Genomic DNA, 25,349 nt, shown 5'->3' with positions numbered 1-25,349 from the left:
CGAACTGGGGTGACGGCCGGCGCTCAGTAGAGCTGTCGCCGGCGTTCCTCGCGTTCCTCCTCTCGTTCCGCCTCCTCCTTCTGGCGGCGGCGTCCGCGGCGGTACTGGCGGATGGCCGGGAGCAGGCGGTTCTTCGTGTCGCGGCCGAGCGCGTACAGCCCGTACACCCACGGGACGAACAACGCGGACACGGCGACGAGGTACAACACGGAGGCCACGCTACTCCGCCTCCTCCGTGCCGGTTCCGGCCCCGGCGTCGGCCGTCGAGTTCGCCGGCGAGGCGACGCTGTGGGTGATCGCCTCCCCGCGTCCGTCGAACAGGTGGAACTTCGCGCGGTCGAGCCGGACGCTGATGTCGTCGCCCTCCTCGATGGTGCTGTCGGGCGAGACGGACATCAGCAGACGGTCGGCACCGCTGGCACCACGCCCCATCCCGACGCCCACGTCGTCCGACAGGACGAGGTAGACGAAGATCTCGTCGCCCATCGGCTCCATCACGTCCACCGTGGCGTCGACCGGGTGGGTGGGGTCGCGGGCCTCGCCGGTGGCCTCGACCGGGGAGACGTCCTCCGGCCGGATACCGAGGTCGACCGAGTCGCCGACGTGTCGCTCGAAGTCGCCCGTGTCGAACTCCACGTCGAAGTACTCCGAGGAGAACCCGGTCGCGGTGAGTTCACCCGCAGTGAAGTTCATCGACGGGGAGCCGATGAAGCCGGCGACGAACTTGTTCGTCGGCTCGTTGTAACACACCAACGGCGGGTCGTGTTGCTGGAGCTCACCCTGATTGAGGACGGCGATCCGGTCGGACATCGTCATCGCCTCCGCCTGGTTGTGGGTGACGTAGATGATCGTCGTGTCCAGTTCCTTGTGGAGTCGTTGGAGCTCCGTCCGCATCGACACCCGGAGCTTGGCGTCTAGGTTCGCCAACGGCTCGTCCATCAGGAACACCTCCGGCTGGCGGACGATGGCGCGGGCGATGGCGACGCGCTGGCGCTGCCCGCCGGACATCTCGTCGGGCATCCGGTCGAGCATCCCGCTCATCTGGACGATCTCCGCGGCCTCCTCTACGCGACGGTCGATCTCCTCGCCGTCGTAGTCGCGCAGGCGGAGGCCGAAGGAGATGTTGTCGTACACGTCCATGTGCGGGAACAGGGCGATGTTCTGGAACACCATCGAGATCCCGCGATCCTTCGGCGGGAGCCGCGTCACGTCGCGGTCCCCGATGTTGACGCTCCCCGACGTGGGCTTGGTCAGCCCGGCGATGGTCTCCATCGTCGTCGACTTCCCACAGCCGGAGGGACCGACGAGACAGACGAACTCCCCGTCTCGAATGTCCAGGTTCATGTCTTCGACCGCCGTTACGTCGTCGTAGCGCTTGGTGACGCCGTCGAGTTTGACTCGTGCCATGTTCTGTTACTCCTTGAGCGCCCCCGAGGTGAGGCCGCTGACGATCTTCTCCTGTGCGACCACGACCAGAAGCGTCACCGGCAACACCGCGATGATGCTGCCGGCGGCCATCACGCTGTAGGTGATCTCGAACTGTCCCGCCCGTTGGAGCTGGATCAGGCCGCCGACGACCGGCGCCCAGTCCTGTGCCCCGCCGTCGGTCATCAGGAACGAGAAGAAGAACTCGTTGTAGACGGCGATGAACGTGAGGACGCCCGCGGTGGCGACGCCGGGCGCCGACAGCGGGACGATCACGCGGAACAACGCCCCCAGCCGTGTCGTCCCCTCGACGCGGGCGGCGTCCTCCAGCCCGTCGGGGATCTGCCCGTAGAACGTCGTGAGGATGAAGATCGACAGGGGCATGAACAACGACGAGAAGGGGAGGATCAGCGCCCCTGGCGTGTTGTACAGCTCCACCCACGGGAACACGTTCCCGGTGAACAGCTGGAACAACGGGAGGAAGAACGCCGCCGGGGGGAAGTAGCTGATCGCCAGGATGAGCAGCATCAGCGGCCGCCGGCCGGGGAACTCCAGCCGGCCGAACACGTAGCCCGCCAGACTCGCCAGCAGGAGGACCAACGCAGTCGTCACTGTGGCGAGGAACAGACTGTTGAACATGTAACGGGCGAACGCGATCCGCTCGAACACGTCGACGAACGAGTCGAACGACCCGGCGCCGAGCGTCGGCGGGATCAGCGCGTAGGAGCTGCCAGGCGTCACGGCGACGACGAGCATCCAGTAGAACGGGAACAGCGTCGTCACGACGAAGAAGATCGTGGCGACGTAGAACATCGCGCGGTACGCCTTCTCCGGGTCGGAGATCGTGCTGTCGACCCACTTCTGCAGGATCCCCCTGTTGGGCTCCGGCTCCGTCCCCATCCCGTCGGTGCGGAGCGGGGGAGCCGTCGTTCCCGGGGTGGTGGGAGTACCGTCGGCGGCGTCCGTGCCGCTGGCGTCCGTGCCGTCGGCGTCCGTTCCACTGGGATCCCCGTCGGCGTCCGTGCCGCCGGCACCTGCGCTGCCGCCCGAGTCCTCGGACCGGGCAGCGTCGTACCCCGGCGCGTCGTCGTGTGTCTCCACGTCTGTGTCCGTCGTGGTGTCTGGGTCGTCTCGACTCATTCCACGTCCTCCCGTGCGTAGAACACGATGTACACCGACACGACGACCCCGATGATCGCGGCCGTCAGGAACGCGACGGTCGCTGCGGTGCCGACGAGCCGCGTCCCGCCGAAGAACGAGGAGACGACGAGACACGACAGCGACGGCAGCGTGTTGCAGCCGACGTTCGTCGCCTCGATCACTCCGTACACGCGCATCGCCTGGATCGTCCGGAACAGCATCGCCACCAACACCGTCGGGAACACGATCGGCAGGGTGATCATCTTGAACCGCTGCCACGGCGACGCGCCCGCGACCTTCGCCACGTCGTACAGGTCGCGGTTGACGCTCTGGAGCCCCGCGAGAATCAACAACGCCATGAACGCGGTCGTCTTCCAGATGTCCGCGACGATCACGATCAGCGTCGAGTCCTGTGCCGTCTGGAGCGGGGAGTCCGAGAGGAGCCCCAGCCCCTGGAGCGACAACGCTCCGTCGCCGATGAAGATCCCGACGTCGGGGGCGAAGAACAGGTAGAAGATCATCCCCTGGACGACGATCGGGATCGCCCACGGGATGATGATGGCGACGCGCACCCACCTCCGGCCCTTGAAGTCCTGGTTCAACACGAGCGCCTGGCCGAAGCCGATCAGCGTCTCGAACAGGACGCTGACGACGGTGAAGATCAACGTCACCGTCAGCGCGCTCTCGAAGAACGCCCCGACTGTCAGCGTCTCCGGGAGGAACGGCGCCGGCATCAGCGCGTTCCGTTCGCCCGTCAGGATCGCCACGTAGTTGTCCAACAACACGAAGTCGCCGACGGTGGCGGCGCCGGTGATGTTGTCGGCGAACAACGACAGCCGGAACGTCGAGAGCAACGGCCAGAAGGCGACGACGCCCAACAACAACAACGCCGGCGTCAACAGGAAGTAGGCGAACTGGGTCTCGGTGAGGTTCTCCATCCACCGGACGAACCCCGCGTACACTCCCGACTTCCGACCGGGCGCCGCGTCGGGTCGTTCAGTCGCCACGACCCACCTCCCGACGGACCAGTGGCTCGTCGGCCGCCCGTCTCGTCCGTCGTCGTCTGTCAGTCACTGTCGGTCACCTCCGGATCGTCTGTCACGGTCGAAGTTCCTCCGCCCGTTGTGTTTCCATGTTGTGTGGTGTCAAGGCCCACGATTATAGTTCTGCCTGCGACGCCTCCGGAGACGGGAGAGACCGTCTCCGGCGCGACCGGCGTTGCGGCTTCAGCTCGACCCCTGTTCCTCGATGGCTTGGATCGTCTCCTTCAGCGAGGACATCGCGTCTGCGGGGGTCTTCTGTTGACGCAGCGACGCGTTCACCTCCTGGCTGACCTTGCTGGACTGCTGGGGCCAGACGGCCGTCACCGGACGTGGGACGGCGTTCTCGCTGGCGACCGCCAGCGAGTCGACGTAGCGGCCGATCAGGTCGAGCTGACGAGTCTGCTCCGTGTCGATGAGGTCCGGGATCGGCGGGATCCAGCCGCCGATCTCGAACAGGTCCAGCCGGACCTGGTCCGTCTGGAGCGCCTTGAACACGTGGTAGGCGGCGTTCTTCTTCTCGGCGGGCGCGTTGGGGTTGAGCGCGAGGTGCCAACCGCCCAGCGCGGACGTGGAGCCGCCGATCTCCGGGCCGTACTGCGACTCGTCGGCGCCGACCGCGTACGGCATCGGCATGACGCCCAGGTCCTCGCCGAAGTTCTCCTCGGTGCCGTTGATGTTGATGGAGTACGGCCAGTTGCGGAGTGCGACCGCACGGCCCTTGGTGAACGGGGTCCGAGAGGGCTCTTCGGTGTAGCTGACGACGTTCTTCGGCGAGATCTGTTCGTAGCCGTCCAGCGCCACCGGATCGTCGGAGCCGTAGATGAACGTCCGCATCATCCGGATCGCGTCGACCACCTGTTCGTCGTCGACGGTGACCGGGCGGTCGCCGACCGGGCCGAACAGGTTCCCGAACTCGCCGAAGTAGGAGCCGCCCCACGACCCCATGAACTCCACCATGTCACAGCAGGCGAGCCCGACGTAGGCCTTCCCCTGCCAGTTGAACCCTTGTGCGGTGGTGCCGGCGTCTAGCATCCCGTCCAGCGCCTCGCGGCCCTCGGCGACCACCGACGAGAACTCCGACCACGTCATCGGCTCCGTCGACCACTGGTCGAAGTCGGCGTCGGAGTAGCCCGCCTCCCGGAGCACGTCCTTCCGGTACTGGATCGTCGGGAAGTCCGCGAACAGGGGGACGCCGAACAGGTCGCCGTCCTGGTTCATCGCGGTGCCGACCATCGTCTGGACGTAGTCGTCTTTCACCGTCGAGGTGATCTCGTCGGGCAGCGCCTGCGAGAGGTTCGTGAGCTGGTCGCGGGCGATGAACGGGATCGTCCACCCGTTGTCCATCATCATGATCGCCGGCGAGGCGTTGCCCGCGTTCAGGAGCTGTTGGTACTTCGCCTGGCGGTCACCCGACTCGAAGGAGCCGGCCGTCCACTCGATGTCGACCGTGTCCGGCAGTCCGCCGTGGTCGCGCATCGACTGGACGATCTGATCGCCGGCGCTCTTGAAGTTCGAGTCCGTCGCCAGTTCGACGGTCACCTTCTCTGAAGGCGGCTCCGTGTCGACCTGTTCCGTCTCGCCGCCGTCGCTGCCGCCACCGCCGCCGGCACAGCCAGCGAGTCCGTACACCGCCCCCGATGCACCGGCAGCCTTGACGAAACGACGCCGCGAGACGCCGCTTCCCTGTGAACTGTTGTCAGACATCCACGTGTCCGTTTATTCACACCCTTCTTCAACCCCACGGTTTTCACAACCGCTGTTGTAAACGCGATTACTCGGGGGAGAGCGGCCGTATCGGTCGTTGGCGAGTGTTGTGTCAGAAACACAATTTATGAGTGTGAGATTACGAACCGACGATTCTCGGTCGTCTAGGGCCGTAGAGACTCCCGACGGTACTGTGGTGAGCGGACACGACCGTCGTGATGGGCGGGGAGCTGCGGTACAGTTTCGGACGGGAAAGTTGTAATTCCTAGTATTACTTATCAACTCGGCGTACACACCGGCCGGGCGTGTCAGAGCACTCACCACACGAGTCGGCGGTCGCGTCGGTCGTCGAGTCGCTCTCGGGGGCGGCCGCGGCGTACCTCGTCGACCCGACGCCGCGTGTGTTGCGCGCGACGGTTGCGGTGTACAACGGAGTCCAGACGGCGCCACGGCTCGGGCTCCTGACCGCGCCGTCGGCGCTGGCGGCGCTGCGCGACCGGTTCCTGCCGGCGAGTGCGGCCGCGAACCTCACGGAGCGTGGGACGGTCACGCTCGCTCGGTACGACGGTCCCGACCGGCTCCCGACGCTCGTGGCGCCGGCGACGACCGTGCGGTTCGCCGACCGTGGCGACGAAGTGGAGACGGTCCGGGGGACCCTCGAGTTCGCTCGGTGTCGGCAGTTGTGGGCGACGGCGCCACGGGTCGGGCTCCAGACGCCTGCCAGACGGCGACTCACGGCCGGGCTCGCCGAGCGGTTCCCGCCGACCGTGCCGGCGACGTTCGGCGAGGTGGCGGCCGCCGCGGGCGAACGGGGGGACGCGGGCTTCGACGCCGTCGCGGCGGTGTTGCTCGCGGCCGCTCGGGCCGGCTGTCGCAACGACCGCGTGAGCGACTGGCTGACGGAGGCCGGGCTGGCCGCCGAGAGCACCGTCTCCGCGCGGAAGCGTCGCCTGGAGGCACACGAGGTGGTGCGGACCGCTCCCGTCGGTGGCGCTCGGACACACGAACTCCACCTGACGGGGGCGTACGCCGACAGTGACGCCCGGGAGTTCGTCCGAGTGATCGACCGGCTGTAGGACCGACCCCGTACGTTTTCCCGGTGGCACACGAATCCAGAGGCGAACGACATGACAGGAGGGTTCGTGGCCCCAGAGGCCGCCGACAGCCCTGGCGACGAGTTCGAGGAGATCGAGGTCGAGGACTCCGACGCCGACCAGATCGCCAGACGCCAGGACGAGGCGTTCGACGAGTTCCGCAAGCGCATCAAGAACGTCGAGTCGCTGAAGGTGGAGGCGTCCGTCTTCGACGACGCCACACTCGCGGCCGTCTACAAGCTCGTCCAGGACGGCCACGTCGCCGCCTTCGGCGGCCCGGTGTCGACGGGGAAGGAGGCGAACGTGTACGAGGCGCTGGGGCCCGACGACACGGAGGTGGCGATCAAGGTGTACCGGATCAACGCCTCCGACTTCCAACAGATGCGGGAGTACCTCACCGGCGACCCACGGTTCGAGGGAATCGGCTCGGACAAGAAGAAGGTTGTCCTGGCGTGGGTGCGCAAGGAGTTCGCCAACCTCCGGCGGGCGATGCGGGCGGGCGTCCGGGTGCCCGAACCGATCGCCGTCGAGCGGAACGTCCTGGTGATGGACCTCGTCGGCCACGCCGAAGACCGCGCTCGCCGGCTCGCCGAGGTGACCGTCGAGAACCCACAGACCGCCTTCGAGGTCGTCCGGGAGTACATGCGCCGGCTGTACGCCGCCGGACTGGTCCACGGTGACCTGTCGGAGTACAACCTGATCGTCTACGAGGGGGAGTTGTTCGTGATCGACCTCGGGCAGGCCGTCACCGTCCACCACCCGAACGCCGGGGAGTTCTTGGAGCGTGACTGTCGGAACGTCGCCGCCTTCTTCTCCCGGCAGGGGGTCGAGACGGACACCACGTCGCTGCGGCGGTTCGTCACGGAGCCGGAGCCGGAGCCGACCGCGGACCTCACCGAGGAGTAGCGGGAAAGACACTTCCGGAGTCCGACCGAAGCGAACGTATGGCGATCACACTGTACGCGCTTGACGGCTGTCCGTTCTGCGAGAAGGTCAGCGACGCACTGGACGACCACGGGATCGACTACGAGACGGAGTGGGTCGGCGCGCTCCACTCCGAGCGCGACGAGGTGAAGCGAGTCAGCGGCCAGCGTGCCGTACCGGTGCTCGTGGACGACGAGCGCGGCGTCACGATGAACGAGTCGGACAACGTCTTAGAGTACGTCGAGCGGACGCTGGCGGGCCAGACAGCATGAGCATCTACACGGGACGCGGCGACGACGGCGAGACGGACCTCCGGGACATGTCCCGGGTGTCGAAGACGGACGCCCGGATCGAGGCGTACGGCACCGTCGACGAGGCGAACGCGCTCCTCGGGACGATCCGAGCGACCGGCTACGACGACGTCGACGACTACCTCCGCCGGATCCAGAACCACCTCCACGTCGTCCAGGCGGAGTTGGCCAACCCCGACCCGGAGGAGGACGACCCTCGGATGACGAGCGAACGGGTCGAGCGGCTGGAGTCGTGGATCGACGAGGCGGACGACGAGCTGGAGCCGCTGACGGACTTCGTGCTCCCGACCGGCTCCGACGCCGGCGCCGGACTCCACCACGCCCGGGCGGTCGTCCGGCGGGCCGAGCGCCGGACGGTGGCGCTCGCCCGCGAGGAGGAGATCGACGAGACGGTCGTCAGCTACCTCAACCGGCTGTCGGACGCGTTGTTCACCTTCGCACGACTCGTCAACGCCCGCGACGGCGAGCCCGAGGAGAACCCCGACTACTGAGCCCGCTCGGGGTCGCGTTCCGACGCGCGGCCACCGTCCCGTTCTCTGGAGTGCGTGTCACCGTCGGTCGTGTCGACAGCCTCGTCGTCGTCGGTCACACCGTCTCTTCCGTCGGTCGCGTCGGAGTACCCCTTCAGGAGCTGTGCGGCCAGATTGACCACGACCACCGAGAGGACGAACCCCCAGAACGCCGCCCAGAGGAACGAGCCGAGCGCGGCGACGGCGAGGGCTTGGAGGTCGCCCGCGACGGGCATCCCGTAGGTGAGCCAGACGGCGGTGCCGGCGAGGCCGGAGAGGACTGCGAGGGCGAACGGCGCCAGGAGCGTGTTGTCCGTCCAGCCGCCGCCGTGCTCGCGGTACTCGACGACGTAGCCCCAGACGCTGCCGACGGTGAACTGGAAGACGACGGCCGCGAGGAGTCCCTGCATCACCGGGACGTAGATCGCCTCGGGGCCGAGGCCCGCAGTCGTGTCGATGTCGCGGACGGCAGCGCCGGTGACGAGACAGAAGACGGTGACTAGCACACCGTGCCACGGGCGGAGACGGTCGGGGAGAGAGAACACAGAGAGTGTGGTGGCTGGCGGTGACAAGTATCTGTGGGCGTGTTGGCGTGAGCGAAAAACAAGGGTTAAGTTCGGGACTGCGGTACGACGAGGTGAGGGTTGGTGGTCTAGTCCGGTTATGACGGCTCCTTCACACGGAGCAGGCCGGCGGTTCGAATCCGCCCCAACCCACTCCTGCGGCACACTGCGACGAACAGCACGACCGCCAGGGAGTGCTGTGAGGAGCCGTGCCGCAGGAGTTGTTGCCGAAGGATTCGAACCAGAGAGCGACGTGACCGGAGGGAACGAGCGATTGCGGTTCGAATCCGCCCCAACCCACTTTCCCGACACAACGTGACGAGCAGTGCGACCGGAGGGAGCACTGTGAGGAACCGCGCCGCAGGGGTTGTTGCTGAAGGATTCGAACGAGGGAGTGGAGCGAACGGAGTGAGCGGAACGACCGTCGTTCGAATCTCGCCTGGCAGCGAGCTTCGAGCGGGGAGCGACCGTAGGGAGTGACCCAGTTCGAATCCGCCCCAACCCACTTTCCCGACACAACGTGACGAGCAGTGCGACCGGAGGAAGCACTGCGAGGAACCGCGCAGCCGTGACTGTCGTCTGGCGAATCCGAACAGGGAACGACCGTAGAGGCCGACGGTGTTCGGATCTCCTCTCGACTCGGCTCCTCGACGCGGCGTGACCGGGGTCGACTCCGAGCGCGGCCGCTCGTGCTCGGGCGTGCCCCGACCGTGACTCCCCATAGCCGACACCGCGTGCGCCACGGGCGACAGATGCGTTTTCCGACTGTCTCCTTCTAGCACCAACGGTCGGGGTGAGCGACAGAACAGACAGTCAAGGGTCAGAGCCGACAGTCGCCGCCGTCGTCCACGGGGCGTTCCAGCTGTCACTACCGGGTCATCCGAGTGCGTCGTCGGCAGTTGCCCACGCGGGCGAAGAGCCCCGAGTCGCCGAGACTATCTGGATCGATCGTGTGAGATACGGCGACTCGGCCCCGCTCCCGTCGGATCGTTTCACAACGCACTTCAGCCTCACCCTGGGCCGGAGGGACGTGAGCAGCGACAGAGCCAGTTGGGCCTCCAGGCTCGGGTTCGTGTTCGCGGCGGTCGGGAGCGCAGTCGGACTGGGAAACATCTGGCAGTTTCCGTTCCAGACGGGCCAGAACGGCGGAGCGGCGTTCATCGTCGTCTACCTCGCGGTCGTCGTCGGCATCGGCTTCCCGGCGATGCTGGCGGAGTTCGTCCTCGGACGGGCGGGCCAGGCGAACTCGGTGGACGCCTTCGAGCGGGTCGCCGGCGGCGGCCGGTGGCGGATCGCGGGTGCCGTCGCGGCAGTGGGGGCGTTCTGGATCCTCTCTTTCTACAGCGTCGTCGGCGGTTGGGTGATCCGGTACACCGTCGGGAGTCTCCGCGGCGTGTACTTCGACGCGCCCGCGTCGTTCTTCGCCGATGTCGTCTCGACGGGGCCGGACGCGGTTGCGTTCCACGTCCTGTTCATGGCGATCGTGGTCGTGGTCGTCGCGGCCGGCGTGGAAGGGGGGATCGAGCGGTCGACGAAGGTGATGGTGCCGACGATCGTCCTCCTGTTGGGCGGGCTGGCGGCGTGGGCGACGACGCTCGACGGCGTCACGGCGGCGTACAGCTACTACCTCTCGCCGGACCTCACGACCGTCCGTACGAACCTGGCGACGATCCTGCCGAGTGCGGTCGGCCAGGCGTTCTTCACCCTCTCGCTCGGGATGGGAGCGATGTTGACCTACGCCTCGTACCTCGGTGACGACGACAGCCTCCCCGTCGACGGTGGTGTGATCGTCGTCCTGAACACGCTCGTCGGACTGTTGGCCGGACTCGTCATCTTCCCGGTGTTGTTCTCGCTGGGGATCGAGCCGGGCGGGGGCGGCGCCGGCACGGCGTTCGTCACCCTCGGCGGCGCGTTCGCCCGGCTGCCGGCCGGGCGGCTGCTCGGCACCGTCTTCTTCTTCGTCCTGTTGCTGGCGGCGGTGTCGTCGGCGATCAGCCTCCTGGAAGTAGTAGTGAGCGTCGGTGTCGAGAACACGACGGCGGACCGTCCGACGGTGGCGGTAGCGGTCGGCGCCGGCTGCGCGATCCTGGGCGTCCCGAGTGCCTTCGGTTACTTGGGGTGGTTCAACGCGGTCGCGTACAACCTCCTGTTGCCGGTCGCGGTGTTGCTCCTAGTGGTCTACGTCGGGTGGGTGTTCGGTGACGGCGCCGCCCGCGAACTTCGCCGCGGGACGCGGCTGCCGGCCGCCGTGGCTACCGCGTGGCTGTGGTTCGTCCGGGTGGTCGTTCCCGCCGGAATCGGGCTGACGCTCGTGTTGGGGCTGCAGAGTCTGGCACTCCGGGCGGGCCTGTTGTCGGAGGCGATCGTGCTCGGCTAACCGGGGAGACTTCACGGACGGCCGTCTACGTCCGAGCGATGACCGAGACGACGATTCCGACGGTCGAAACCGACGACGCCGCGGTGCCGGCGATGGGGTTGGGCACCTGGCAGCTCACCGACCAGACGGCGTACGACGCCGTCCGGGCGGCGCTGTCCGTCGGGCTTCGACACCTCGACACGGCGCAGTTGTACGACAACGAGTGGGCGGTCGGGCGGGCGTTGGCCGACAGCGACGTGGCCCGCGAGGACGTGTTCCTCACGACCAAGGTGGACCCGACGAACACCTCCCGCGAGGCTATCGCCGACTCCGTCGCCGGCTCGTTGGACCGGCTGGGCGTCGACAGCGTCGACCTCCTCCTGATCCACTGGCCGAACCCGGTCGCGGATCTGGAGACGGTGATGGACGCCCTCTCGGCGGCCCAGGAGCGAGGCCAGACGCGTCACGTCGGGGTGAGCAACTTCGGCGTCGATCGACTCGACCGCGCCCGGCGGCTCGCGTCCGTCCCGGTCGTGACGAACCAGGTGTTGTTCCACCCGTTCCACCCCCAGCACGAACTGCTCGACTACTGCCAGCGCGAAGGGGTGCTCCTCACGGCGTACAGCCCGTTGGCGGAGGGGGCGGCGCTGTCGGACGACGTGCTCGCCGATGTCGGACGGTCGTACGACGCCACGCCCGCACAGGTCGCGCTCCGGTGGGCGACACAACACGAGAACGTGGTCGTGATTCCGAAGTCGACGAGCCGCGCCCACCTGGCGGAGAACCGCGACAGCTTCGGGTTCACGCTCTCGCGGCGCGACCACGACCGGATCACCCGACCGTCGCTGCTCCGGACGGCCCGTCTCGCCGTCGGCAGTCGGCTGCGTGACGCGCTCCCGGGGTGACGGCGAGGCGGGGTGCACTCGGACCCCGAGAGTCGGGTGACGGCGAACGCTCAGCCGGACTCCCACTGTCGAGCGATCCGAGCGACGACGGCGTCTCGGAGCGTCTCGGCGTCGAACCCGGCCGCGACGACCGTCGGGAACTGTGCCCGGACGAGCCGGTCGAACGACGCGGTCCCGAGCCGGTCGACCGTCGGGTCCCCGTCCGTCACCGCGACCAGACGGTCCAGCCGGTCGTCGGTCACCCAGTCGGCGGCGACGCGCTCGGCGTCCGTCGGCGGCGTGGACGGGCGGTCCAGCGTCGCCGGCCCGCACGAACGGACGGCGGCGCCGCTCGGCTTCTTGTGGTAGCCCACCCCGAACGCCGGGGCGTCCGACAGCCTGGAGTCGGGCGTCGCCGTCGGGTCCAGTCGAGCGACGGGCGTCTCCGACTCCAGCGTCGGCGCCGCCGGGAGCCCGACGGCCTCGAACAGCCGGCGGAGCTCGTGAGGCAACCAGTCGGTGCCGGGAGCGGCGGCGTCGACGGCGACGACCGCCGGCGCTCCGTCGGGGTCGACGTCCTCCCGCCGGCGGTGGACGGCGACACACTCGAACGCGACCTGCGAGGCGTCGTCCGTCGCCGCTCGTAGCGTGTCGCGGTCGAACCCACGGCGGAGCGCTCGGGCGACGAACCCCAGCGTCGGCGGGGCGTCGTCGACAGCGAGGCGACGCCACCGGTCGACGCCGCGGGCGAGTGCCGGCCAGCCCGGGTCCGCCGGCACCCCGAGCTCCAGCCGGCCGTCCGGGCGGAGGCGGGCGCGAACCGGGGTCCCCGGCGGGTGCTCGAAACGCCAGACGTGACCGTCCGCGAGGAACGACTCCGAGGGCGACGGCGCCGGGGTGAGTCGGTCGAACGGGTGGCCCGGATCGGTGTCTGTCACGGCCGCGTCTCCGCGACCCGGCCACTTCAGTCGCCCGACGGGGCGACGCCGCTGTGGACTCCAGTCGCTCGACCGGACGACTACGCGGCCACCCTGGTCGCGTGGCGGGACTACTCTACTGCCGACTCCAGGCGGTCGATCGTCGTCTCGTTACCGACGAACACGGGGGTCCGGCCGTGGAGCCGGTCGGCCGGCCGGTCGAGGATCGAGCCGTCGCCGTCGGAGGAGGCGCCGCCGGCGGTCTCGACCACGTACGCGACCGGGTTCCCCTCGAACTGGAGCCGGAGCTTCCCGTCCGGGGAGCCGTCGACGGCGGGGTAGCCGAACACGCCCCCACGGGTCAACACCTGGTTCACGTCGCCGACCATCGCGCCGCCGTACCGCAGCTTCAGTTCCCCCGCGGACTCGATCGAGCGGACGAACTCCCGGAAGGCGGGCGTCCAGTCGGACACCCGGCCGCCGAAACCGTACACCGACGGCTCCGCCGGAACCTGGACGTCGCCGACCGGTTCGCGGGCGCCGTCTTCGACGAGGTACTCCGTGACATCGTCGCGGGCGACGACCATCGTCGTCACCGGGCCGTAGAGGACGTAGCCCGCCGCGACCAACGCCCGACCGCGTGCCGGGAGGTCGTCGTCGTACACGCCGACCACCGTGCCGACGACGTTGCCGGTCGGGAGGTTCGAGGAGCCGTCGAGCGGGTCACACGTCACGGACAGCCCCGTGCCGGCGTCGACGACCCCGTCGCGTTCCTCGCTGGCGTACGCGCCGACGGCGTCCAACGCCGTCAGCCGGTCTTCCAGACGGTCGTCCGCGTAGACGTCGGCCGCCAACACCGTCTCGCCGGAGGGGTTCGTCTCGTCCGTGTACCCGCGTCGCTCCGGCAGCCCGGCGCGTACCTCCGCCGCGGCGGCGGCGACCGCGTCGAACACCGCCTCGACTCCGTCCGTCATCAGTCGCCGGCGACGGCCGTCTCCCCGGTGTACTCCAACGCCTCCGTGACGGTGGCGTCCTCGAAGATCACCGCCTCCAGGGCGTCCAAGATCTCCGCGGGGTTGTCGCGTTGGAACACGTTCCGCCCGACGGCGAGTCCGTCTGCGCCCGCCTCGACCGCCTCGGAGACGGTCTCCAGGAACGCCCGGTCGTCCGTCTTCGACCCGCCGGACATCACCACCTTCGTCCGGCCGGACACGTCACAGGCGTGTGCCATCGCGTCACTGTCGCCGGGGTACTTCACCTTGGCAATGTCGGCCCCCAGCTCCAGCCCCATCCGAGTGGCGTAGCTGATGACGCCCGGCTTGGTGTCGTTCTTCAGCCCTTGGCCGCGGGGGTACGCCCACATCACGACGCCCAGGTCGTGCTCGCGGGCCGCCTCCTGGACGCGGCGGAACTCCTCTGCCATCTCTACCTCGCCGTTGGCGCCCGCGTACAGCGTGAACCCGACGGCGTCGGTGTCCAACTCCTCGGCCGCGTACTCGACCGTGCAGTTGAGCGCCGAGTCCGGCTCCCCCATCCAGAGGTTGGAGGTGCCGTTGAGCTTCGTCAGGAGGTTCACCTCGTCGGCGTACTCCGGGTAGTACGCCTCCGCGATCCCCTTCTGGACGGCGACGGCCGTCACGGCGTCGTGTGTCGCCAGGTCGAACACCTCCGTCGGGTCGGCCGTCTCCGGGTTCGGCTCGAAGTCCACCGGTCCGTGCTCTAGCCCGTGGTCGTACGCCAGGATTAGCGCCTTCCCGTCCCGCGTGATCGCGTCGTCGGCGTCGGGTAACATCTCGTTCGTGTGTCGCGGCGCGGCGGATCATAAATCGCCCGGTGGTCGGCCAGAAAACTGTAACTCGGAGGCGAGTGACAACTCGTTTCGTCAGGGGCTGCCGGCGAACGACCGGGCGGTGGCACGGAGCTGTGCGACCGTCTCCTCGGAGAGGTCCAGCGCCGCCGCGACCGCCGCCGAGTCGGCCGTCGCCAGCGACCGGACGGACGTGATCCCCGCGGCCGCGAGTCTGTCTCGGACCGTCTCGTCGACGCCGTCCAGCTCCGACACCGGCACCGGGGCCGACCGCTCCCGCCAGGCCGTCTCCGCCTGGACCGGATCGCCGGAGCCGTCCGCGGTCGCCGGCGTCCGGTCGTCCGTGTCCGTGGGGCCGCCACTGCTCGGCGCCTCGTCGTCCGGTACCACCCCGTCCGGGCGCGCCGTCTCCGGCCACTCACCGGTACTGTCTGGCTCGCCCGTCTCCTCGTCCGGGCGCGCCGTCTCCGGCCACTCACCGGTACTGTCTGGCTCGTCCGTCTCCTCGTCCGGACGCGCCGTCTCCGGCCACTCACCGGTACTGTCTGGCTCGTCCGTCCCTTCGTCTGGGCGCGCCGTCTCCGGCCACTCGCCCCGGGGTGCCGGTCCGTCGTCGCGCCGTGCGCCCTCGCTCGTCGGCGGGGCGTCGGCGTCGGCGTCCGCCCAGTCACCCGTCGAGGCCGACACCCAGGCCCGCTCCCCGTCACCGAGCCCGCGGATTTGGTCGGAGCGACGGTCCAGGTCCTCGCGGTCCGCCTCCGTGTCGAACGACCACGGCAACGAGTGCTCTCGTCTGATGCGAGCGGCCACGCCGTGGTTGACGCCGGCGTCCAACAACATCCCGAAGGAAGCCTCCTTGCGTGCGACTGCCTCGGGTCCGAAGGACGCCGCCTCGATCACCTCGGCCGTCGCCGGCCCGACGAACTTCAGCTCCGTCGGGTCCAGGTCGTCAGTCTCGGCGTCGTGTGGCACGGAGCGTCACTGGTCGGCCCTTGTCCACGACCCGTCTTGAACGTTTCTGTGGCCGACCCCCACGTTCGCCCGGGCGACGGGGGGACCGACCGCGGTCGCTCGCTGTCGCTACGCTTACGACCCTGCCGGTGTCACCCTCTCGTATGCGTTCACTCTCCGACGTTGAGACGGTCGGCGTCGTCGGCGCCGGCACGATGGGTAACGGCATCGCGCAGGTCGCCGCGGCCGCCGGCTACGACGTGGTGATGCGCGACATCGAACGGTCGTTCGTCGACGACGGGCTCGACAGCATCGACGACTCACTGTCCCGACTCGCCGACGAGGACGCGCTCTCCGAGTCGCCCGAGACGATCCGCGGGAGGCTCACCGGCACGACCGACCTCGGCGACCTGGCCGACGCCGACCTCGTCGTCGAGGCCGCCGTCGAAGATGTCGACGTGAAACGGGAGATCTTCGCGGACCTCGACGAGATCACCGACGACGACGTCGTGCTGGCGACGAACACCTCCACGCTGTCGATCACGACCATCGCCGCCGCGACGGAGCGCCCCGAACTCGTCGTCGGCGTCCACTTCATGAACCCCGTCCCGATCATGGACGGCGTCGAGGTGGTCGTCGGCGAACACACCGCCGACGAGGTGACCGCGCTCGCTCACGAGTTCGCGGCCGACCTCGACAAGGAGACCTGGGAGTCCGACGACAAGCCCGGCTTCGTCACCAACCGGGTCCTCATGCCCTGGATCAACGAGGGGATCCGCGCGTTCGACGAGGGTGTGGCGACGAGAGACGACCTGGACCGCGGGATGAAGCTCGGTACGAACGTCCCGATGGGACCGCTGGAGCTGGCCGACCACATCGGGCTCGACATCTGTCTCGACGCCAGCCAGACGCTCCACGAGGAACTGGGCGACCGGTACAAGCCCGCTTACCTGTTGAAGCGGAAGGTGGACGCCGGGAAGCTCGGGAAGAAGACCGGTGAGGGGTTCTACGAGTACGAGTAGCCCTCTTCTCGTCCGTTAGACCGGGGCGCGTGTTCGGTCTGTCTGCCGTGGAGCTACGGCCGGGCTGAGACCCCCGTCGGGCTGCGGGCAGACCGCGGCAACGGGCCTCCAATAGTCAGCTAAATGATATTTCTGGTCGGAGCGGTTAACACGGTTCGGGGACTGTTACCGATGGGACGAGGATGCGCCAGGAGCACACCACAGGAGACGAGACAGTAGTCCGAGCAGTCGCAGAGCGGGTCGCCGCCGAGGAGGGCGTTCGGGGACTGTTCGTACTGGTCGGCGCGGCGGCACCGGCCGGAGTGGAGGCGCTCGCGCCAGACCAGTGGAGCGTCGACGTACCGGTCGTCGGCGGCGTGTTTCCGGAGGTGATCCGCGCCGGCGAACGGACGGACACGGCGACGGTCGTCGTCGGGCTCCCGGTCGCGCCGGAGATCCAGACGGTGACCGGGCTGAGCGACGAGACGGCCGAGATTCGTAGCCAGTTGGACCCGACTGTGCCCGAACGGGGCCACGAGACGGCGTTCGTCCTGGTGGACTCACACGCCGACCGGGTCGGCGCGTTCGTCGACCGGTTGTTCGACACGTACGGCGTCGAGGTGACGTTCGTCGGCGGCGGCGCCGGCCCGCTGTCGGAGCCGGACGGCCCGAGTCTGTTCACGGGCGCCGGGCCGGTGACGGACGGCGCCGTCGTGGCGGCGACGCCGTTGTCGAGCTCCGTCGGCGTCCACCACGGCTGGCAGGAGATCGCCGGCCCGTTCCGCGTCACGGAGTCCGACGGCCGGACCGTCCGGACCCTGGACAGTGAGCCGGCGTTCGAGCGCTACTGCGAGGTGGTCGCCGACGACGCCGGGCAGACGCCGACCCGGGAGGAGTTCTTCGAGACGGCGAAGGCGTACCCGTTCGGTATCTCTCGTGTGGGCGCGGAGACGGTCGTCCGAGACCCGTACGCCGTCGGCGACGACGGCAGCGTCGACTGCTTCGGCTCGGTGCCGGAGGGTGAGTTCGTCCACGTCCTCCACGGGGAACCCGACCGGCTCGTCGCGGCCGCTCGCCAGGCGCGCGACGACGCGAGTGACGGCGCGGGCGACGACGACACGCTGTGGTTCTTCGACTGTATCTCCCGGGTGTTGTTCCTGGAAGACGACTTCTCGCGGGAGCTCGCGGCCATCGGCGACGACGGCGAGCCGCCGGTGGGGGCGCTCACGGTCGGCGAGATCGCCAACGACGGCCACGGCCACCTGGAGTACTACAACAAGACGGCTGTCGTCGCCAGCGTGGACGAGTCATGAACTCCCGTCAGGAACGGGTGCAGGTGCTGTACGAGATCTCGTTGGCCGTCGGCCGGGGGGACGGCCTCGAGGAGACGGCCCGCGAAGGACTGTCGGCGTACCTCCGGAAGCTGAACTGTGCGGCCGGGGCGGTGTTGGCCGACGACGACGCCGGCGAGCACGAGCCGGTCGCGTCCGTCCCGGCGCGGCCGACCCTCAACGAGGGGTACCGGGCGGCCGTCGACTGGCTCCGAGAGCACGACGAGACACCCCCGTTGCCGGAGATGCTGTCCGTCGGCGAGTCGACGCGTGTGTACCTCCTGGAGCTGCCGGGGTTCGGCGTGCTCGTACTGGTGAAGCGCGGCAACCGGATCGGCGAGAACACCGTCGGCGCCCTGGGTGCGCTCAACCGGAAGCTGGCGGACGCCTGTCGGGCCGAACAGGTGGAGCGTGAGCTCCGCGGCCAACGCGACCGGTTCGAGGCGGTCGTGGAGACGGTGCCGGAGCCGATGGTGAACGTGGTGACCCACGACGGGGAGTCCGTCGTCCGGGACGTGAACTCCGCGTTCGAGGCGACGTTCGGCTGTGACCGCGAGGAGGCGGTCGGAGAGTCGCTCGCGGCGTTGTTCGACGCCCCGACCGACGACCGGCACAGCGCCGAGACGAGCGTGTTGGACGGGGGGCCGGCGACGGAGCTGGCCGCCGACAGGCCGACCCTCGGACCGGACGGCGTGGACACCGCCTGGGTGAACAGCGAGACGCCCGTGAAACGCGAGGTGGTGCGGCCGACGCCGGACGGGCAGCGTGTGTTCCGGCTCCGGACGGTGCCGGTGCCGGCGACGGAGGCCGACCACGAGCAGTTCGGGCTGTACGTCGACATCACGGAACAACGCGAGCGACAGCGGACGCTGGAACGGCTCTACCGGGCCGTCCGGTCGTTCTTCGACGCCGAGAGCCGCGAGGCGGTGTGTCGTCGAGCCGTGCAGGCGGCCGCGGACGTGCTCGACTTCTCGACGTGTGGCGTCCACCTGTACGACCGCGGGACCGAGGGGCTCGTTCCGATGGCGTCCGTCGGCACGTCGGAGGCGCTAGACGACGGGCCACCGACGTACACGGACCACGAGACCGTCGTCTGGCAGGTCTACCGGGAGAGGGAGCCGGTGGTCGTCTCCGACACGGCGACGTTCGACGGCCGGCTGCCGGACACGACGACCGCCCGGAGTGGGCTCATCCTGCCGTTGGGGCGCCACGGCGTGTTCATCGCGTCGGCAACGGTGCGCGGCGCCTTCGACGAGGCCGACCAGTACTTCGGGAAGCTGTTGGCGCGGACGCTCCAGACCGCCCTGGACCGGACGACACGCGAACAGTCGCTGCGGGAGGTCCAGGCGGCCACCCGGTCGCTCGTCACCGCCGAGTCGGCGGCTGCGGTCGCCGAGCGGCTCGTGGGGCGGGTGGCAGAGACGACGAGTGGGCCGTACACCACGGTCTGGCGCCACGACCCCACCGAGAGTCAGCTCACCCCGGTCGCCTGGACGGACGCGACGGAGGCGGTGCTCGGCGACGGGGAGGTGCCGACGTTCGAGGCGGGCGACAGCATCGCCTGGGAGGTGTTCGAGTCGGGCGAAGCCAGACGTGTCGACAGCGTCTCGGGGAACGAGGCGGCGTACGACCCCGGCAGCGTGATGCAGTCGGAGGTGATCGTGCCGTTGGGGGAGTACGGCGTACTCGCCAGCGGCTCTCGACTCCCCGGTGACTTCTCCAACGAGGAGTTCGAGATCCTCCAGACGCTGGCGGCCAGCGCGGAGTCGGCGCTCCAGATCGTCCGCAAGCAACGAGAGTTAGACGTGTTAGACGGGGTTCTGGCGCGCATTCTCCGGCACAACATTCGCAACGACCTCAACGTCGTCCGAGGACGCGCGGAGATGATCGTCGAGCGCGGACCGGCGGAGTGTGCCCAGCACGCAGAACGGATCGTCGACACCGCACAGCAGGTGTTGTCGACGGCGGAACACGCCAAGGAGATCCGCGAGGTGGTGAACCGACGCGACGAGCGCGCACAGGCGAGTCTCCGGGAGATCGTCGACGCGGCGACGACGGCCGTGGACGCCCCGGACGGGGAGGTTCACGTCGGCGAACTCCCGGCGGCGACCGTCTCCGTCCACCCGCACTTCGACGCCGCCGTGCGTCACGCCGTCGAGAACGGGATCGAACACACGGACACCGAGACGCCCCGGGTGGAGGTGACGGCGCAGACGGACGACGACCGGACCGTGATCGAGATCAGCGACGACGGCCCGGGGATCCCGGAGGCGGAGGTGGAGCCACTGCGGGCCGGCGAGGAGACCCGACTCGTCCACGGCAGCGGCGCTGGCCTGTGGATCGTCGACCGGGTGATCCGGTACTCCGGGGGGACCGTCGCGTTCGACACGACCGGCGAGGGCACGACCGTGCGGATCGTCCTGTAACCCGGCCAGACTCAAGGCCGTAGAGCGCCTGTCTCTCTCCGTGCCGTCAGTCAGCGAGACGTACATCGAGAACCGCGAACGGGTCCAGCCGGACGACGTCAACAACTACGGCTCCGCACACGGGGGGAATGTCGTCAAGTGGATGGACGAGGTGGGAGCGATGTCGGCGATGCGGCTCGCCGGCGATACCTGCGTCACCGCACGGATCAACAGCCTGAACTTCGAACGGCCGATTCCACGAGGGGACATCTGTGTCGTGGAGTCGTACGCCTACGCGACCGGAGAGACGAGCGTCCGAGTGCGGCTGCGCGCCTACCGGGAGTCGCCCCGGACGGGAGAGCGTGAGCAGACGACGGACTCGTACTTCGTGTTCGTCGCCGTCGACGACGAGATGAACCCGACGACGGTGCCGGAGCTCACCGTCGAGGGGGAGCGCTGTCGAGAGCTACAGGAGGCTGCACTCGCGGGGGAACGGCAGGACTGAATACGGAGGCCGCCGTAGACACGAGTATGCCGGAAGACAACGTCGGCGGAACGGACAGACTGGTGCGCGCCGTGGTCGCGGTCGTGGGGACGGTCGTCGCCGTCCGGGCGCTCGCGTCGGGACGACGGAAGACCGGACTCGTCGCCGGGCTGGCGGCGCTCGGCGCGGGGTTCAACGTCACGACGCAGTTCTGCGGCTTGAACGCGCTCTTGGGCGTCGACACGACCGAGGAGTGACCGGGTGCGGGCGGCGCGCTCTCCGACGCCGTAACCGTGTTTCGCGTACGGACACAGTCGGCCGTGTTTCACGTCGGTGTCGAGTCGAACTGTCGACGTGACACCGACACGACGCCGCGTCTGTGGCGCCCTGGCAGCCGCCGTCGGCTCTGCTGGCTGTGCCGGTCGGGGCCGACTGGGTGGCGGTGGGCTACAGACGGAACAGACCGAAGAGACGCTCGGGGTCGACGGAGCGACGGGGCTCACCGTCTCCGTCGCGGCCGGCGAGACGACCGTCGTCGCCGAGGACCGCGAGACGCTGGCCGTCCGGGCGACGAAACGGGCACCCGGCGACCGGCTCGACGACTTCTCCGTCGCCGTCACGCGTGACGGCGACCGAATCCGTGTCCGTGGTCGGCGGCCGGACGTGCCCCGGGGCCGGATCGACGTGGACCTCCGGGTGCCGCAGTCACTCCCGTTAGAGCGCGCCGAGACGGCCGCCGGCCCGCTCCGGGTAACGGGAGTCGCCGGCGACCCCCGGGTCGAGAGCGCCGCCGGCGAGGTGACCGTGACCGGCGTCCCCGGGTTCGTCACCGCCGAGGCGGCCGCCGGCGAGGTGACCGTCCGTGACGTCGGGGGCGTCGACGGCATCACGACGGCCGCGGGCGACGTGGACGCCAACGTGTCGGCGATCAGAGGCGACACGACGCTGTCGACGGCGACCGGCAGGCTGTCGGCCGCGCTGGCGCCCGACCTGGACGCGACGGTGAGCGCCGAGGCGGCGCTCGGGTCGGTGAACGTCGACGGACTCCCGTTGACGGACGACGACGAGGGGGTGAGCGGACAGTTGGGCGACGGCACCCACCGGCTGACGGTGGAGGCAGGTGCCGGCGAGATCTCGTTGTCGCGGCTCTAGACCGTCTCGGCCAGCCGTTCGCCCGTCTCCAGTCCGTCGCGGAGGGCGGCGTGGAGTCTGGCCTCGCCGGGCACCCAATCGCCGAGGTGGAAGAGACCGTGGGCTTCGGCGTCGGCGAACGGCGCCGGGTCGACGGCTTCCTCCGGGAGGGCGTACCGCCAACCCTGGTGGTCGGTCCAGGCAGGGTCGGTGAGCCTGTCGTCGCCGACGAGATCGGCCGCGTGGGCCGCGAGGTCGGCGACGTTCTGCTCGGGGTCGTGGTCGTACCGCTCGCGGGACCAGTCGGCGCCGGCCTGGACGATCAACAACGTCTCCCCGTCGGGGACGTGGCCGCGCTTGCACTCCTCGCGGGAGATCCAACCGACGGGGTGTTGCTTCTCCGTGTCGACGAGTGCGTAGTAGGGTACGTCCAACGGGAACTCGTAGTGTAACACCGCCGTCCAGATAGAGCGGTAGTCGACGGCCGAGACCGTGTCGGCGAGCCGGGCACGGAGAGGGTGGTCCCAGTCGGCAGCCTCCCACAGCGCCGCCGTCTGTGGCGCCGGCGGGTTGACCAGCAGGATGTCGAACGGCCCCCAGGTCTCGCCGTCCGTGTCGGTCAGTCGCCAGGTGTCGTCGTTGCGGTGGATCGTCTCGACCCGGGTCCGGCGGTTGACGGTCGCGTCCGTCCGGGCGAACAACCGCTTTGCGATCTGGGTGAGTCCGGCCTCGTACGACCACTTGTGCCCGTCCGGCTCGCGGCCGGGAGAGACCTCGCCGTCGGCGCCGAACGTGTACACCGGCTCCGTCACGTCGGCGAGTCCGTCGTCGTCCAGCCGTTCGGTGAGTAGTCGCGTCACTCGGTCGTCGTCCGACTTGACGTAGTTGGCGCCGTAGTCGTACGTCAGCGGCCCCTGACGACGGGTTGCCGCTCGACCACACAGCCCACCGGACTTCTCCAACACCGTCACGTCCGCCGTCGCGTCGGCGCCAGACAGCTCGAAGACTGCCGCCGCCGCCGCCGCACCCGCGCCGATTACGCCGACTCGTGTCATACGACGGTGTACGGGCGGGCACCACAAGAGCGCTTCACCTGGGGCCCGACGCCGACCCGTCGTGTCGCTAGTGTCCAGAGAGATACACCGGTGGACAGTCCTGTCGGTACCTGGCGTCGTCTGGCGCGCGCGACACGACGACCGTCGATCCGGTGTCAGTCGTGTGTCACACCCCCCCGGAGTGAACGGCGACCACACGGCTGATCCGGCAACAATATCTGGTTCTTGAAGACATTGCCGGCTCTCGAGTGAACACACACCTTGTGTCGTGGGAGAATTCCACAGGGTATATGTACGTGAGAACTGACACCGTCTAACATGCCGTACGACAACTCCGAGAACGGCAGCGAAACGTCGGACGACCGACGGCGTTTCCTGAAGTACCTCAGCGCCACCAGTGCCGCAGTCGGGCTGGCAGGCTGTAGCAGTAGTTCTGGCGGGTCGACGGAGACCGCGACGGAAGCGAACACCCCGACGCCGGAGCCGGTCAAGGGGACCGACACCCCGGCCGAGACGGAGGAGGGAGCCGACCAGATTCCGAAGGGTGGGACGTTCAAGGTCTCCAGCACGTCGACGGCCAACGGGCTCAACGTCTTCCGAATCGGTGACGGGAACACGAGTGACCGTGTCAGTCAGGTGATGGACTTCGGCTTCGAGCGCAACAGCCCGGAGTACGAGGACGTCTTCCCGCTGTGGTTCGAGAGCTTCGACGTTAGCGACGACCTGACGACGATCACGTACAAGCTCCGTGACAACCTGGAGTGGGGTAACGGGTACGGCCAGTTCACGGCCGAAGACTGGGTGTACAGCATCGAGAACATCTTCACGGCCGACTGGGCGAGCTACACCTACTCGTACCTGTTCACCATCGGGAAGAACAACGACCCGATCGAGATCAACAAGGTGGACAAGCTGACGCTCGAGGCGTCGATTCCGGATTCACGGCCGTTCTTCCCGTACAACGAGCCGCTCGGCGGGATCATCCCGATCCCGAAGGAGGTCGCACAGCCGTACGTCGAAGATCAGGACGCCGACGGGTTGTCGAAAGACGACGAAGTCCTGCGGGCGACGTTCAACGGGAACCTCGGTGCGTGGGACCTCAAGCGGTGGGAACAGCAGTCTGTCTACGAGTTCGAGCGCGCGGAGGACTACTACCTGCGTGAGGTCGCCGAAGAGGACGACGCCGTGCCGAACGTGTTCACCGAGGCACCGTTCTTCGACGAGTACCACGTGCAGTACTTCGACAAGTCCTCGACCGCCCGCCAGGCGGTCAAGGCCGACGGGATCGACCGTGTCGGAATTCCGTCCACGAAGGTGGGCAACTGGCAGAACCGTGAGGGGGTCGACCTGTACGAGAACCCGTTCATCTCCTACTCCGGCTACCTCGGGATCAACCAGCGTGTCAACGGCTGGAGCGAACTCCGGAACAAGAAGGTTCGTCAGGCCCTCTCGCACATCTACCACAACGAGTTCGTCGCAGAGAACATCGCCAAGGGTCGCGCTGGGGTTCAGGACACCCTGTACCCGAAGTGGGGGCCGTACTACCCGGACGACGTCGTCTCGTTCGAGGGCTCGCTGGACAAGGCACGTCAGCTGCTGAAGGAGGGCACCTCCAGTGACTACGGCTACTCCGGTGACACGTTCGTCGGGCCGGACGGCAACCAGTTGGAACTGGATCTGGCGTACGTCTCCGACGAGACGGACGACCTCCGCGCGTCGTACCTCAAGGAACGGCTGAGCAAGGTCGGCATCAAGCTGAACATCAACACGACCTCCTGGACGAGCCTCCTGTCGAACTACTTCCGGACGAACAATCCGGCCGAGGGCGTCACTCAGGAGGAAATCGGCTACGGCGACGACAACGCTCGCCCGTCGACGTACAACTTCGGTCCGTACGACGAGGCGGTCTCCTCGAAGTCCTGGGACCTGATGCTCACGCTCGGGTTCAGCTACGGGCCGCTCACTCCCGCGGGGACGATCACGGCGTTGTTCGGCGAGAAGGAGAACTTCAACGCCTACGGGTACGCGCCGGATCGTGACCTCGTCGGGCTCCGCGAGCAGGCGAGAACCGCCGACAGCCGCGAGGCCGCACAGAGCACGATCACGGAGATGCTCCAGTACCTCTCGGAGGAACGGCCGGTTGTCTTCGAGTACAACCCGATCAACTACACTGCCTACCGCTCGGAGGTGCTGGGCAAGCCGGACAACCCGGCAGCCAGCTACTACGTCGACCAAGAGAAGGACAGGATGTACTTCTCCGACGGTAACCCCGGCCGGTAGAGTACGCTAACCGACCTCCCCTCCCACACAGTAT

Annotated in this window: 24 protein-coding genes and 1 tRNA gene; 14 read left to right on the top strand and 11 right to left on the bottom strand. The window is 68.5% G+C overall.

Translation table 11 applies throughout. The features are described 5' to 3' along the window. Positions 1 to 23: 23 nt before the first annotated feature. The 5 genes from RYH79_RS02790 to RYH79_RS02770 all read right to left on the bottom strand — a co-directional run bounded on the left by RYH79_RS02790 (position 24) and on the right by RYH79_RS02770 (position 5,312). Positions 24 to 218, bottom strand: a complete 195-nt coding sequence (locus RYH79_RS02790; RefSeq protein WP_370896006.1) for a DUF8005 family protein — start codon at positions 216 to 218, stop codon at positions 24 to 26. Between the two features lies 1 nt (position 219). Beyond that, positions 220 to 1,407 carry an ABC transporter ATP-binding protein gene (locus tag RYH79_RS02785; RefSeq protein ID WP_370896004.1) on the bottom strand — a complete coding sequence of 396 codons (1,188 nt, stop codon included), beginning with the start codon at positions 1,405 to 1,407 and terminating at the stop codon, positions 220 to 222. A gap of 6 nt (positions 1,408 to 1,413) precedes the next feature. Further along, entirely contained in the window at positions 1,414 to 2,325 is a 912-nt protein-coding gene (locus RYH79_RS02780; RefSeq protein WP_370900746.1) for a carbohydrate ABC transporter permease, read from the bottom strand. 236 nt (positions 2,326 to 2,561) lie between these two features. Further along, a complete protein-coding gene (locus RYH79_RS02775; RefSeq protein ID WP_370896002.1) occupies positions 2,562 to 3,572 on the bottom strand; it encodes a carbohydrate ABC transporter permease in 1,011 nt (336 codons plus the stop codon). Positions 3,573 to 3,791: 219 nt separating this feature from the next. Continuing rightward, entirely contained in the window at positions 3,792 to 5,312 is a 1,521-nt protein-coding gene (locus RYH79_RS02770) for an extracellular solute-binding protein (RefSeq protein ID WP_370896000.1), read from the bottom strand. Positions 5,313 to 5,617: 305 nt separating this feature from the next. Here RYH79_RS02770 and RYH79_RS02765 point away from each other — a divergent pair, with 305 nt between their 5' ends. Genes RYH79_RS02765 through RYH79_RS02750 form a run of 4 tightly spaced genes read left to right on the top strand, consistent with a single transcriptional unit; the run spans position 5,618 to position 8,132 of the window. Then, a complete protein-coding gene (locus tag RYH79_RS02765; RefSeq protein WP_370895998.1) occupies positions 5,618 to 6,388 on the top strand; it encodes a transcriptional regulator TbsP domain-containing protein in 771 nt (256 codons plus the stop codon). Positions 6,389 to 6,439: 51 nt separating this feature from the next. Continuing rightward, positions 6,440 to 7,312 carry a serine/threonine-protein kinase Rio1 gene (gene rio1, locus RYH79_RS02760; protein ID WP_370895996.1) on the top strand — a complete coding sequence of 291 codons (873 nt, stop codon included), beginning with the start codon at positions 6,440 to 6,442 and terminating at the stop codon, positions 7,310 to 7,312. A 38-nt stretch (positions 7,313 to 7,350) separates the two neighbouring features. Further along, positions 7,351 to 7,602, top strand: a complete 252-nt coding sequence (locus tag RYH79_RS02755; protein WP_370895994.1) for a glutaredoxin family protein — start codon at positions 7,351 to 7,353, stop codon at positions 7,600 to 7,602. Beyond that, positions 7,599 to 8,132: a cob(I)yrinic acid a,c-diamide adenosyltransferase gene (locus tag RYH79_RS02750; protein ID WP_370895992.1), complete on the top strand. Its 534-nt coding sequence runs from the start codon at positions 7,599 to 7,601 to the stop codon at positions 8,130 to 8,132. The genes RYH79_RS02755 and RYH79_RS02750 overlap by 4 nt, the downstream gene beginning before the upstream one ends. On the opposite strand, the gene RYH79_RS02745 is transcribed toward RYH79_RS02750, so the two are convergent. Then, the gene (locus RYH79_RS02745) at positions 8,126 to 8,656 is read right to left on the bottom strand and encodes a hypothetical protein (RefSeq protein ID WP_370895990.1); all 531 of its coding nucleotides are present in this window, start codon (positions 8,654 to 8,656) and stop codon (positions 8,126 to 8,128) included. The genes RYH79_RS02750 and RYH79_RS02745 overlap by 7 nt on opposite strands. Positions 8,657 to 8,791: 135 nt before the next feature. On the opposite strand from RYH79_RS02745, the gene RYH79_RS02740 reads away from it, so the two are divergent. The 3 genes from RYH79_RS02740 to RYH79_RS02730 all read left to right on the top strand — a co-directional run bounded on the left by RYH79_RS02740 (position 8,792) and on the right by RYH79_RS02730 (position 11,974). Then, positions 8,792 to 8,866, top strand: a tRNA-Val gene (locus tag RYH79_RS02740). A gap of 877 nt (positions 8,867 to 9,743) precedes the next feature. Then, positions 9,744 to 11,090 carry a sodium-dependent transporter gene (locus tag RYH79_RS02735; protein ID WP_370895988.1) on the top strand — a complete coding sequence of 449 codons (1,347 nt, stop codon included), beginning with the start codon at positions 9,744 to 9,746 and terminating at the stop codon, positions 11,088 to 11,090. Between the two features lie 38 nt (positions 11,091 to 11,128). Continuing rightward, positions 11,129 to 11,974 (top strand): aldo/keto reductase, encoded by an 846-nt coding sequence (locus RYH79_RS02730; RefSeq protein WP_370895986.1) that lies wholly within the window; start codon positions 11,129 to 11,131, stop codon positions 11,972 to 11,974. Positions 11,975 to 12,024: 50 nt separating this feature from the next. Here RYH79_RS02730 and RYH79_RS02725 read toward each other — a convergent pair whose 3' ends face one another. The 4 genes from RYH79_RS02725 to RYH79_RS02710 all read right to left on the bottom strand — a co-directional run bounded on the left by RYH79_RS02725 (position 12,025) and on the right by RYH79_RS02710 (position 15,649). Beyond that, positions 12,025 to 12,891 carry a hypothetical protein gene (locus RYH79_RS02725; RefSeq protein WP_370895983.1) on the bottom strand — a complete coding sequence of 289 codons (867 nt, stop codon included), beginning with the start codon at positions 12,889 to 12,891 and terminating at the stop codon, positions 12,025 to 12,027. A gap of 110 nt (positions 12,892 to 13,001) precedes the next feature. Continuing rightward, the gene (locus RYH79_RS02720; protein WP_370895981.1) at positions 13,002 to 13,844 is read right to left on the bottom strand and encodes a class 1 fructose-bisphosphatase; all 843 of its coding nucleotides are present in this window, start codon (positions 13,842 to 13,844) and stop codon (positions 13,002 to 13,004) included. Continuing rightward, positions 13,844 to 14,662 (bottom strand): class I fructose-bisphosphate aldolase, encoded by an 819-nt coding sequence (locus tag RYH79_RS02715; protein WP_370895979.1) that lies wholly within the window; start codon positions 14,660 to 14,662, stop codon positions 13,844 to 13,846. Before RYH79_RS02715 ends, RYH79_RS02720 begins: the two co-directional genes overlap by 1 nt. 90 nt (positions 14,663 to 14,752) lie before the next feature. Further along, entirely contained in the window at positions 14,753 to 15,649 is an 897-nt protein-coding gene (locus tag RYH79_RS02710; RefSeq protein ID WP_370895977.1) for a DUF7409 domain-containing protein, read from the bottom strand. A gap of 143 nt (positions 15,650 to 15,792) precedes the next feature. Between RYH79_RS02710 and RYH79_RS02705 the strand changes: the two genes are divergently transcribed. The 6 genes from RYH79_RS02705 (at position 15,793) to RYH79_RS02680 (ending at position 22,001) form a co-directional block, all read left to right on the top strand. Next, entirely contained in the window at positions 15,793 to 16,650 is an 858-nt protein-coding gene (locus tag RYH79_RS02705) for a 3-hydroxyacyl-CoA dehydrogenase family protein (protein WP_370895975.1), read from the top strand. Between the two features lie 182 nt (positions 16,651 to 16,832). Beyond that, positions 16,833 to 17,942 carry an FIST signal transduction protein gene (locus tag RYH79_RS02700; protein WP_370895973.1) on the top strand — a complete coding sequence of 370 codons (1,110 nt, stop codon included), beginning with the start codon at positions 16,833 to 16,835 and terminating at the stop codon, positions 17,940 to 17,942. After that, positions 17,939 to 20,386: a GAF domain-containing protein gene (locus tag RYH79_RS02695; protein ID WP_370895971.1), complete on the top strand. Its 2,448-nt coding sequence runs from the start codon at positions 17,939 to 17,941 to the stop codon at positions 20,384 to 20,386. The genes RYH79_RS02700 and RYH79_RS02695 overlap by 4 nt, the downstream gene beginning before the upstream one ends. A gap of 40 nt (positions 20,387 to 20,426) precedes the next feature. Beyond that, entirely contained in the window at positions 20,427 to 20,870 is a 444-nt protein-coding gene (locus RYH79_RS02690; RefSeq protein ID WP_370895969.1) for an acyl-CoA thioesterase, read from the top strand. A 26-nt stretch (positions 20,871 to 20,896) separates the two neighbouring features. Beyond that, positions 20,897 to 21,106, top strand: coding sequence for a YgaP-like transmembrane domain (locus RYH79_RS02685; protein ID WP_370895967.1), 210 nt, complete (start codon positions 20,897 to 20,899; stop codon positions 21,104 to 21,106). A 97-nt stretch (positions 21,107 to 21,203) separates the two neighbouring features. Then, a complete protein-coding gene (locus tag RYH79_RS02680) occupies positions 21,204 to 22,001 on the top strand; it encodes a DUF4097 family beta strand repeat-containing protein (RefSeq protein ID WP_370895965.1) in 798 nt (265 codons plus the stop codon). Here RYH79_RS02680 and RYH79_RS02675 read toward each other — a convergent pair. Further along, the gene (locus RYH79_RS02675; protein WP_370895963.1) at positions 21,998 to 23,035 is read right to left on the bottom strand and encodes an NAD(P)/FAD-dependent oxidoreductase; all 1,038 of its coding nucleotides are present in this window, start codon (positions 23,033 to 23,035) and stop codon (positions 21,998 to 22,000) included. The genes RYH79_RS02680 and RYH79_RS02675 overlap by 4 nt on opposite strands. 318 nt (positions 23,036 to 23,353) lie before the next feature. Here RYH79_RS02675 and RYH79_RS02670 point away from each other — a divergent pair, with 318 nt between their 5' ends. Beyond that, positions 23,354 to 25,315 (top strand): ABC transporter substrate-binding protein, encoded by a 1,962-nt coding sequence (locus RYH79_RS02670; RefSeq protein ID WP_370895961.1) that lies wholly within the window; start codon positions 23,354 to 23,356, stop codon positions 25,313 to 25,315. The last annotated feature ends 34 nt before the right edge of the window (positions 25,316 to 25,349 follow it).

The organism is Halobaculum sp. MBLA0143 (genome assembly GCF_041361465.1).
Lineage (GTDB): Archaea > Halobacteriota > Halobacteria > Halobacteriales > Haloferacaceae > JAHENP01.
This window is presented reverse-complemented; position numbering and strand designations above follow the sequence as displayed.